The following is an 8,733-nucleotide window of genomic DNA, read 5'->3' as shown; positions in this document are numbered from 1 at the left end:
AGGAAGGCGCTCTGGTGATGGTCGAACCACCAGGTCAGCTTGGGAGAGGTGGAGTACTTGAAGTCCACGATAGCGTTCTCCTCGCCGTCGAACTTGCTTTCATCGAAGAGCGCGCCCGCGCGGTGCGCCAGTCCGGTGAAGACGAACTCCGCCCCGTCGCGGATGCGCTCCCGGTAGAAGCGCGCGAACAGCGCGGCCGAGCACGCCCCGTCGAAACACTTATCGTGGAAGAAGATTCGAACCCTCACCCGGCCCCCGTGGAAAAACATTAAGGATGGGCGTGCGTTGCACTTCTGTCAAGACGCCCCAGAAAAAAGAAAAAGCGGGAAGTTTCCTTCCCGCCTCTTATGAATCCGCCGTAAAACTTCGTTTAGGCGTTGGCCTGCTTCTCCGCCATGTCGCCGATGAAGGGCAGCTTCCACATCTGGTTCTGGTAGGCCTTCACCATGAGCAGGATCCACACCACCACCGCGCCCAGCCAGAGCACCATCCAGAGCAGGAAGGCGATGATGCCGCCCACCACGGGGACCATTGCCAGGACGAAGCTCAGGATCATCAGCACGATGAAGCACACAATGTACGCGGCCCAGAAAAACAAGCACTGGAAGCAGTGGAAACGGATGAATTTGTTCTTGTTGTAGGGCTCGATCAGCAGGAACACGATTGCCAGGATGCCGATCAGGTACACCAGCAGGCCGGCGACGTTGTCGGTCAATCCTCCCCCACCGGGAGCCGGCGCCGGGGGCGTGGATCCGCCCGACTGGCCTGCTTCCTTCCCGCACGCCGCACACGGGGCGGCGGTGTCGGTCATCTGCGCACCACACGAAGGACAGAAACGCGGCATGTTGCCTCCTAAGGTTTTCCCGAGAATGCGGCGCGACTGCGGTACTCCTGCCGCAATTGTTGCGCGGACAGTATCAAAATCCAGCCTGCAAAGCAAAGAAAACCGCCCGGCCCACCTCAGCCGGCGCGGTGGGCATTCTTCTTCCGGCAGTCCTCGCAGATGCCGTAGATCTGGAAGGTATGGCGGGTGGTCTCGTAGTGATGCTTGCGCCCGATCTCCTGCTCCAGCTTGTCTACCTCGGGAGAGAAGAACTCCACCGACCCGCCGCACTCCGTGCACACCATGTGATGATGGCTGCGCCGGTTGTACTGGTGTTCAAAGCGCGCGATGCCGTCGTGGAAGGCCACGGCGCTCGCCAGCCCGCACTCCGCGAACAGCTTCAGCGTGCGATACACCGTGGTGAAGCCGATCTTCGGGTCTTTCTTGCGGGTCAGGCGGTAGAGCTCGTCGGTGGAGAGGTGCTCGCGCGTCTCCAGAAAGGTGTGCAGGATGGTGTCGCGCTGCCCGGTATGCTTCAGGCCCACTTTCTTCAGGTGGCGGTGGAAGATGTCCTGGGCGTCGCGCAGGGCTTCGCGCGAGATTGAGGGCCGATCGTCAATGCGCTTCTGCAGCATCCTGCTCCCCGGTGTTGCCCATCCCCGCCGGCGCGATGGCGCCGCCCGCGCCAGCATGATAGCGGCTCCGGGCAAGGCAAGTCATTTCATAAATTGCAGCGCGGGCGCGTGCATCGGCGGCCCTCACTTCGAGATCCCGGCGCCAGCGGAGCCCGGGCGCAGGGCCCGCAAGTAGAGTACTAACTGCCAGCGCTGCGGCTCCGGCAGCCGTCCCCAGGAGGGCATCCCCCGCCGCGGATTGCCGTTCGAGATCTTCCAGAACAACACACCGTCGCTCTGCTCCTGCACCACCGGCAGCAGCAGATCGGCGGCGCGCTTGCCGCCTTGGCCGTCGCCCCGATGGCACTCCGCGCAGTGGCGGACAAAAAGTTTGCGGCCGCCGCCCACGATCTCCGGCGTCCCCGGCAGCGGATTGCTGCGGGCCGCGGCCTCCCGGGACGGCTGCCAGCGGCCGTCGGGATGGTAGTCGGCACCCTGCGCTCCGAACGCCGCCAGGATTCCGCCTCCCAATAGCACAATGGCCGCCAGGGCTCTCATTGCTTTCTCCGGAACAGCGCGCTGACCTTGTCGCGGAAGCCCCGCACCTCATAGCTGTAGCCAAACCGCAGCAGCACTGGCGCGCTGTTGGAGGTGAACCCGAAGCCGGTCGAGAAGCGCAGCGTGGTGCTGTCGCTCACCTGCCAGGAGATGGCCGGCGCCAGGTAATGCGCCGTCTGCTTCAGGCCGAAGTTCCGGCTGTCACCCAGGCTACCGTAGAGCTCCAGCCCAGCCACGAAGTTCTCCCGGCACAGCCGGCAGTTCTTGGAAGAGGCCAGACTGGCCAGCGGGCGCGAGACCCCCAGCGCGTATCCAAACTCGAATCCCTCGTTGGCCGAGAGGTTCTTCTCCACGAGGAAGTTCTCCGAAACGTTCCAGCCCTTCACCTGGCTGGAAAGGATCAGCTTGGCCTCCAGCTCATGGACGTGCTCGCGGCGCAGCTCGGCGTTCGACTCCGTGGCAGGCCCCGCGTGGCCCACCACTTCCTTCTTGATCCGGCTTCCTTCGTTGATGTTCTCGTACTCGAAGTAGAGGACGGGATTGACGCGGTGCTGGCGGGCCAGCGGGCGCCAGCGGTTCTCCAGGCGCCAGCCGGTGAAGATGGTGCTGTCGCTGAGCGTCTTCTGCCCTTCCAGGTAGAGCTCCGCCGTCCACCACGCCTTCACGCCGTACTCGATCTCCGTGTAGGGGGCGGCGTAGGCGGGCTGGCCGTTGCCCCGCACGCCGGTGGTGTTGAAGACGCTGATCTCAAGATTCCCGGGCTCTTCCATGTGGTCGTCGTAGGTCACGAAGTACGGGGACTCCTGCCCGCTTGCCGGCGCTGAGAGCAGCAGCGCCAGCAGGAGCAATCCAAGACGGGCGGCTGAGCCTCTGTGCCTCGTATTGAAAATGAAATTGAATTTCATTTTCATAACATTAAGGCTGGGTTCCCCGCCCTGTCAAGCAGAACGTACAATCCCTTCCGCCATGACCCCCGCCGCTTCTACCCCCGGCGCACGCCGTCCTCGCTGGCGCCGCCCCATCGCCGCCGCCTTCCTCCTCCTGCTGCTCGCTGTTCTGGGCGTCGCTGCGTGGTTCTACTGCGCCGTCCAGCGTGCCCTTCCCCAGCTCGACGGTTCCCTCGCCCTTCCCGGCCTGCGCGACCGGGTGACCGTGGTCCGCGACACCCACGGCGTCCCCCACATCTCCGCTTCTTCCCTCGACGACCTGCTCTTTGCCCAGGGCTGCGTCACTGCCCAGGACCGCCTCTGGCAGATGGACGCCACCCGCCGCTTCGCCTCGGGCGAACTCTCCGAGATCCTGGGCCAGGACTTCCTGCGCCTCGACCGCCAGCAGCGCATCCTGCAGCTCCGCTTCGTGGCAGAGCGCCTGGATCGCGGCCTCTCTCCCGCCGACCGCGCCGAGCTCGAAGCCTATGCCAGCGGCGTGAACGCCTACATTGACACCCACGGCGACGCGCTTCCCCTGGAGTTCCGCGTGTTGCGCTACAAGCCCCGCCCGTGGACGGTGAAAGATTCGCTCCTGGTCACGCTCTCCATGAGCGAGGCGCTGAATCACGGCGGGTATCGCGCCGAACTCTCGCGCGAGGCCATCCTGGCCAAGCTCGGCCCTGAGTTGACCGCGGACCTCTATCCCAGCACCTCCGGGCGCGACCATCCGCCCACGGCCGTGGCTCCAACCAGCCCATCGCCTTCCCCTGCGCCCCGCGCCGGGAAAGCAGCGCCGGGCCCCGGCGGATTCCTCTCCGCCGTGAGCGCCGGCGAATTGTTTCCGGAGCCCTTGCAGCCCGGCTCGAATAACTGGGTGATTTCGGGCGCGCACACCGCCTCCGGCAAGCCGCTGCTTTCTAACGATATGCACCTGCCGCATCAGATCCCCGGTGTGTGGTACGAGGCTCATCTCACGCTGCGCGGCCCCGGCGCATCGGCCGCGGAGCTGGACGTCGCCGGCCTCACCCTTCCCGGCTACCCCTACGTCATCGCCGGGCACAACGCGCGCATCGCCTGGGGCTACACCAGCCTGATGCCGGACGTCGAGGACATCTACATCGAGCAGTTCAACGCCCAGGGCGAGTACCAGACTCCCGAGGGCTGGAAGCCGCCGGAGCGTCGGCAGGAGGTCATCCACGTCCGCAGCGCGCCTGACGTGACGCTCGACGTGCTGCTCACCCGCCACGGCCCCATCATCACCGAGTTGGTCCCGGGCGAGACCCGCCGCCTGGTCCTGCACTGGACCATCTATGACTTCGATTCCAGCGGGACATCCTTCCTCGCCCTGAACCGGGCGAGCAACTGGCAGGAGTTCCGCCAGGCTTTCTCCAGCTATGTGTCCCCGCCGCTCAACGTGGTGTACGCCGACGTGGACGGGCACATCGGCTACCAGGCGGTGGGACGCCTGCCCATCCGCGCTGCCGGCGACGGCACCCTGCCCGTCCCCGGCGAGGACAACGCCCACGAATGGACCGGCTCCGTTCCTTTCGAATCCTTGCCCAGCGCCTTCGACCCGCCCTCGGGAATCCTGGCCACCGCTAACGGGCGCATCACGCCCGACGGGTATCCCAATGTGCTGGCCAGCCAATGGGCCGCGCCCTACCGCACCGAGCGCATCTACCAGTTACTGGATTCGGGGAAGAAGTTCACCGCCGCGGACATGCTGGCGGTGCAGACGGATATCTACTCTGCCTTCGACCACCTCTGCGCCCAGCATTTCGCCGCCGCGGTTCAGCGAACCTCCAGCGCTTCCCCGCGGGCGCGCGAGGCCGCCGAGCTGATGCGCGCCTGGGACGGAAGGCTTACGGTGGATTCCGTCGCCGCCACGCTGGTCACGCGCGCGCGCCGCAACCTCTGGCGCCTGCTGCTTCAGCCGCGCCTCGGACCCAGCGACGAGCGCGACTCTCTCCCCTCCAGCGTCGCCGTCACTGGCTGGCGCCAGTACAACTGGTTCTTGTCGCCGGTGGCGCTTGAGACCATCCTCACGGACCAGCCCCCGCGCTGGCTGCCGCAAAACTTCGCGGACTATGACCAGCTGTTGACGGCCGCCGTCGAGGCCACCGTTTCTGAGCCGCAGGCGCCTGAGGATCTCCGCAGCTGGCGCTATGGCGACCAGTATCCGCTGGAGTTCAACCACCCTATCTTCGGGCGCATTCCCCTGCTCGGGCGTTGGACCGGACCGGGACTCAGACCGCAATCCGGCGGCGGCACCACCGTCAAGCAGGTGGGCCGCAGCTTCGGCCCCTCCCAGCGCTTGACCGTGGACCTCGCCTCGCTCGACGCCTCCACCCTCAACCTGGTCACCGGCGAGAGCGGCCAGCTCGGCAGCCCCTACTACATGGACCAGTTCCCCGCCTGGTACGAAGGCTGGACGTTCGCGCTTCCCTTCTCCGCGAGTGCGGTGGAGAAATCACACGCACACGCATTGATTCTGGAACCCGCGAAGTAGCCGCGGGCGCTCGCGCTGACCAAGGTTGTGGTTCTGAGCGAAGCGAAGGACCGAATCTGTTGGTGGGATTTCGGGACGAGGCGGCGCTAGTCGACCGTCTTCACGTCCCAGGCCTTGCCGACGATGTCCACCGGCGCGGGCAGCTTCTCGGTGCTGGTGGAGCTATCGTAGATGCGCAGCTCGCCGCCCTCGGCCACGTAGACGATGGTGCGCCCGCTGATGGCTTGCATGCCGGTGACCTCGCCCTTGGGCGTACCGATCACCGCCGTGCCGGCGCCGCCGTTGTAGATTGAGAGACAGCCTTCCGCGACGTTGCTGCACGCCCTCGCCCCCACGAACACCCGGCCGTTGCTGATGGCCATGGTGGTGTGATAGCCGTCGTTGATGACTACGCCCGACTTGGTCACCGCCAGGCCGGCAGTGTTCAGGACGTCCAGGCGTCCGCCGCCCGTGCCCGCGGTCACCGTCCCGGCCACGTAGAGGTTGCTTCCGTCGAGCAGTCCGATGGTGGCCGCCGACACCGGCGTATTCGTGCCCAGGGCAGGGACGCCGCCCAGGTTATCCAGCTCGGTAACGCTGGCGGTGGTGCCGCCGCACTCCGGCCCGCAGTTCATGATGTAAGCCTTGCTGCTGTCGCTGGAGAAGACGCCCCACGCCGGCCGGTCGAAGCCGCCCACCACGGTCACCGCCTTGGTGGCCGTATCAATGACGGTCACTGAATTCGAGTTGTCGCTGAAGACCAGCAGCTTGGCGCCGCTCGGTCCCAGCACCAGCCGCCGCGCCAGCGGGACGTCCACCGAAGTGTTGGTGGTGGCGGTGTAGTCCACGAAGGACACCACTCCCAGCGGCGTTCCGGTAGTCAAGGGCGCGTTGCGGATGGCGGCATACGCCTTCGTCCCGTCCGAAGTGACGGCCAGGGAATCGGTATAGCCCGGCAGGGTCGCGGTCGCGATCCCCGCCTCTGTGGCGTTGTCCACCCTCAGGAGGACGTTGCCGCCGGCATTGAAGACCATCGTGAACCCTTTGTTCCCCGAGACCACCATGGTCTGGGGGCTGGAGCCGCTGACGAAGGAGTGGGTGTTCAACACGTCGCTCGTCGCATTCACGATCTGAACGCTGCCGGTGAACTCGTTGCTCACGAAGGCCCGGTTGGTCAGCTGGCTGGTCGTCGGAGCGCTGGTGCTCGTGCCCGAACTGCTGCCGCCGCAGGACGCCAGGAAAAGGACACCGGCGGCGATGGCCGCAACCCCAAAGACGGTTCGCTTCAAGCTCGCTGCTCCATCAATCGGTAGGATAGCTGCATGAAAACGCTGATTATAGCAGAGACCCAGTGGCATTTTCCCCGTCCGAACTGACAACCGCCCGCGCCTTTCTGTATTCTTGCGAGGATGGCGCTCGACTTCCTTACCCGCCTGCAACAAGGACCGCTGCTGGCCGACGGGGCCATGGGCACCGAACTCTATGCCCGCGGCATCTTCATCAACCGTTGCTATGACGAGCTCAACCTCTCCCAGCCCGACCTGGTCTGCGAGGTCCATCGCGCCTACCTGCAGGCCGGCGCCGAGATCATTGAGACCAACACCTTCGGCTCCAACTCCTTCCGCTTGGCGCGCCACGGATTCGCCGACCGGGTCGCCGAGATCAATCTCGCCGGCGTCCGCCTGGCCCGCCAGGTGGCGCGAAGCGAAGCGGAGAAGAAGGCGCTCAACGTTTTTGTGGCGGGCTCGGTGGGCCCGCTCGGCGTCCGCATCGAGCCCTTGGGCAAGACCTCGCTCGAGGAGGCTCGCGCTGCCTTCCGCGAACAGATCGCGGCGCTGGCCGAGGGCGGCGTGGACTTGATCATGCTCGAGACCTTCGGCTACCTCGAGGAACTTCATCAGGCGCTGCTGGCCGCCCGTGAGGTCGACCCTAAGCTCGCGGTGGTCGCCCAGGTCACCATCGACGAGGACGGCATCTGCCTGGACGGCTCCGTGCCTGAGACCTTCGGCGCCAAGATCGCGGACTGGGGCGCGGACGTCGTGGGCTGCAACTGCAGCGTCGGTCCCGTGGCCATGCTGGAGGCGCTGGAGCGCGTGGCCGCGGTCACCTCCCTGCCCCTCGCCGCGCAGCCCAACGCCGGCATGCCGCGCGACGTCGAGGGACGCAACCTCTACCTCTGCTCCCCGGAGTACATGGCCAGCTACGCCCGCAAGTTCACCGCCGCCGGCATCCGGCTGGTGGGCGGATGCTGCGGCACCACTCCCGAGCACATCCGCGCCATGAAGGCGGCGCTGCGCTCCGGCGAGGCCCGCGCTACCCGCTTTCAAGTGGTCACGACCCCCAAGAAGGAAGCACCCGTCGCTCCGCCGCCGCTGGCCCAGCGCTCGCGCATGGGCGCCCGGCTGGCCGCGGGAGAATTCGTCACCCTGGTGGAGATCGTTCCCCCCAAGGGCACAGACGCCGCCCGCGAGATCGAGGGCGCGCGCTTTCTGAAGTCGGTGGGCGTGGATGCCATCAACATCCCCGAAAGCCCGCGGGCCTCCGCCCGCCTGAGCGCTCAGGTGCTGGCCATCCTCACCCAGCAGCAGGTGGGCATCGAGGCGGTGCTGCACTACGTCTGCCGCGACCGCAACGTGCTTAGCATCCAGTCCGACCTGCTGGGCGCCTCCGCCATCGGCATCCGCAACCTCATCTGCATCACCGGCGACCCGCCCAAGCTGGGCAATTACCCGGACGCCACCGCCGTCTTCGACATCGACGCCATCGGCCTGGTCAACGTGGTCCGCAACCTGAATCAGGGGATGGATATCGGCGGCAACGCCATGGGCGCCTCCACCGGCTTCGTCATCGGCGTGGGCGCCAATCCCGGCCTCTCCAACATCGACGAGGAAGTCCGCCGCTTCCAGTACAAGGTGGAGGCGGGCGCTGAATTCGCCGTCACCCAGCCCGTCTTCGATATCAGCCTGCTGGAGCGGTTCCTCCAGCGTGTCGAGCACTGCCGCATTCCCATCCTCGCCGGCATCTGGCCCCTGGTGAGCGTGCGCAACGCCGAGTTCATGAAGAACGAGCTGCGGGTCTCGGTACCCGATTCCATTTTGGAACGCATGGGGCGCGCCGCGAATGTCGAAGCCTCCCGCGCCGAAGGCGTGGCCATCGCCCGCGAGATGTTACTCGCCGTCCGCGGCCTGGTGCAGGGAGCGCAGGTCAGCGCGCCGCTCGGTCGCTACGCCGCCGCCGTGGACGTGCTGGAGGCGCTCGGCTCCACCCAGGGTGCGCGTTAGCCTGCTTCCTTCCTGTGGAAAAATACCCCCTGGGACTCGG

8 protein-coding genes are annotated in these 8,733 nt (G+C 66.2%); 2 read left to right on the top strand and 6 right to left on the bottom strand.

The features are described from left to right. The 5 genes from VGQ94_00405 to VGQ94_00385 form a co-directional block, all read right to left on the bottom strand. Window positions 1–248: phosphoesterase (locus VGQ94_00405; protein HEV2020968.1), on the bottom strand; the 248-nt coding region annotated here is incomplete at its 3' end. A 122-nt stretch (window positions 249–370) separates the two neighbouring features. Continuing rightward, entirely contained in the window at window positions 371–844 is a 474-nt protein-coding gene (locus VGQ94_00400) for a DUF4870 domain-containing protein (protein ID HEV2020967.1), read from the bottom strand. A gap of 116 nt (window positions 845–960) precedes the next feature. Beyond that, window positions 961–1,458: a Fur family transcriptional regulator gene (locus tag VGQ94_00395; GenBank protein ID HEV2020966.1), complete on the bottom strand. Its 498-nt coding sequence runs from the start codon at window positions 1,456–1,458 to the stop codon at window positions 961–963. Window positions 1,459–1,581: 123 nt separating this feature from the next. Next, window positions 1,582–1,995 (bottom strand): c-type cytochrome, encoded by a 414-nt coding sequence (locus VGQ94_00390; GenBank protein ID HEV2020965.1) that lies wholly within the window; start codon window positions 1,993–1,995, stop codon window positions 1,582–1,584. Further along, window positions 1,992–2,783, bottom strand: a complete 792-nt coding sequence (locus tag VGQ94_00385; protein ID HEV2020964.1) for a hypothetical protein — start codon at window positions 2,781–2,783, stop codon at window positions 1,992–1,994. The genes VGQ94_00390 and VGQ94_00385 overlap by 4 nt, the downstream gene beginning before the upstream one ends. A 178-nt stretch (window positions 2,784–2,961) precedes the next feature. Here VGQ94_00385 and VGQ94_00380 point away from each other — a divergent pair, with 178 nt between their 5' ends. Beyond that, the gene (locus VGQ94_00380; protein HEV2020963.1) at window positions 2,962–5,433 is read left to right on the top strand and encodes a penicillin acylase family protein; all 2,472 of its coding nucleotides are present in this window, start codon (window positions 2,962–2,964) and stop codon (window positions 5,431–5,433) included. 86 nt (window positions 5,434–5,519) lie between these two features. On the opposite strand, the gene VGQ94_00375 is transcribed toward VGQ94_00380, so the two are convergent. Then, window positions 5,520–6,701: a hypothetical protein gene (locus tag VGQ94_00375; protein ID HEV2020962.1), complete on the bottom strand. Its 1,182-nt coding sequence runs from the start codon at window positions 6,699–6,701 to the stop codon at window positions 5,520–5,522. A gap of 120 nt (window positions 6,702–6,821) precedes the next feature. Between VGQ94_00375 and VGQ94_00370 the strand changes: the two genes are divergently transcribed. Next, entirely contained in the window at window positions 6,822–8,693 is a 1,872-nt protein-coding gene (locus VGQ94_00370; protein HEV2020961.1) for a bifunctional homocysteine S-methyltransferase/methylenetetrahydrofolate reductase, read from the top strand. Window positions 8,694–8,733 lie beyond the last annotated feature (40 nt).

The sequence above is a fragment of the Terriglobales bacterium genome (assembly GCA_035937135.1).
Lineage (GTDB): Bacteria > Acidobacteriota > Terriglobia > Terriglobales > Acidobacteriaceae > DASYVL01.
This window is presented reverse-complemented; position numbering and strand designations above follow the sequence as displayed.